Annotated in this window: 2 protein-coding genes; one reads left to right on the top strand and one right to left on the bottom strand. The window is 66.8% G+C overall.

The annotated features are described in order from the left end of the window. The first annotated feature begins 196 nt into the window (after positions 1 to 196). On the top strand, positions 197 to 742 hold the full coding sequence (locus HUK84_RS19170) for a Dps family protein (RefSeq protein WP_176641635.1): 546 nt from the start codon (positions 197 to 199) through the stop codon (positions 740 to 742). 114 nt (positions 743 to 856) lie between these two features. Here the strand turns inward: HUK84_RS19170 and HUK84_RS19165 are convergent. Then, the coding region (locus tag HUK84_RS19165; RefSeq protein WP_176641634.1) for an aminotransferase class I/II-fold pyridoxal phosphate-dependent enzyme at positions 857 to 1196 on the bottom strand (340 nt) is incomplete at its 5' end.

Below are 1196 nucleotides of genomic sequence, written 5' to 3'. Positions count from 1 at the left end.
CCCTGCGCCTGGCGCGCGACCTGCTGGCCGACCCGGACCGGACCGGCACCACCGACGCGCTCCTCGCCCTCGCCCGCCGGCACGCCCAAGCCGCCCGGCATACCAAGGTATAGCGGCGGCAACGCACCGCCCCGCTTGCCAACTGCCCCGCGCCATTCCAGTTATTGCAGGCACACGCCGTTCAAGGGAGGTCGCTGTGACGAACAAATTCAAGACTGCCGACGCGGGCAAGGCCCACGCCCACACCTATCTGGGAACGCCGTCCAATCTGGACCCGATCGCGGTGCAGAATATCAGCGCCGGACTGCGCGCGCTCCTCGCCGACGTCTTCGCGCTCTATATCAAGACCAAGAATTTCCACTGGCACATGAGCGGCCGCCATTTCCGCGACTACCATCTGCTGCTGGACGAACAGAGCGACCAGATCTTCGCCATGACCGATCCGCTGGCCGAACGCGCCCGCAAGATCGGCGGCACGACCCTGCATTCGGTCGGCGAGATCGGCCGGCTGACGAAGATCGCCGACAATGACGCCGAGTATGTCACGCCCGAGGACATGCTGTCCGAACTGCGCGAGGACAATCTCGCCCTGACCGCGCGCATGCGCGAAGTCCACGTCCTCTGCGACGAGGGCAACGACGTGGCGACGGCCAGCCTGCTGGAAAACTGGATCGACGAGACGGAACGCCGGACCTGGTTCCTCTTCGAATCCACCCGTCCCGCCTTCGGCGCCAATAGCTGATCTTTCGACCCAGGGGCGCTGCCCCTGGACCCCGCCAAAGGCCGGGGGCCTTTGGAAACCTTTTGTTTCCATAAGAAAATAGATGGAATTTCGTGCGCGGCCGGGGCGGAGTCCTCAGTCCAGCCCGCCCACGAATTCCGCGATCCGCGCGCAGCATTCCATCAGCACGTCGTCGCCGGTCGCGCAGGACAGACGCAGATAGGGCCCCATCCCGAAGGCACTGCCCTGCACGCAGGCCACGCGCTGTTCCTCCAGCAGGGCGATGGCGAAATCCTCGTCCGTGCGCAGCATCCGCCCGCCCGCGCTGGTCCGGCCCATGCAGGCCGCGATGCCCGGAAAGGCATAGAACGCCCCGTCCGGCATCGCGCAGGTCAGGCCGGGAACGGCCCGCAGCGCCTCGACGACCATGCGCCGCCGCCGCGCATAGGTGTCGCGCATCTCGGCCACCAGCGAC

This window comes from Nguyenibacter vanlangensis (genome assembly GCF_013376155.1).
GTDB lineage: Bacteria > Pseudomonadota > Alphaproteobacteria > Acetobacterales > Acetobacteraceae > Gluconacetobacter > Gluconacetobacter vanlangensis.
The sequence above is the reverse complement of the archived record's forward strand: the minus strand, read 5'-3'. Positions and strand labels throughout refer to the sequence as shown.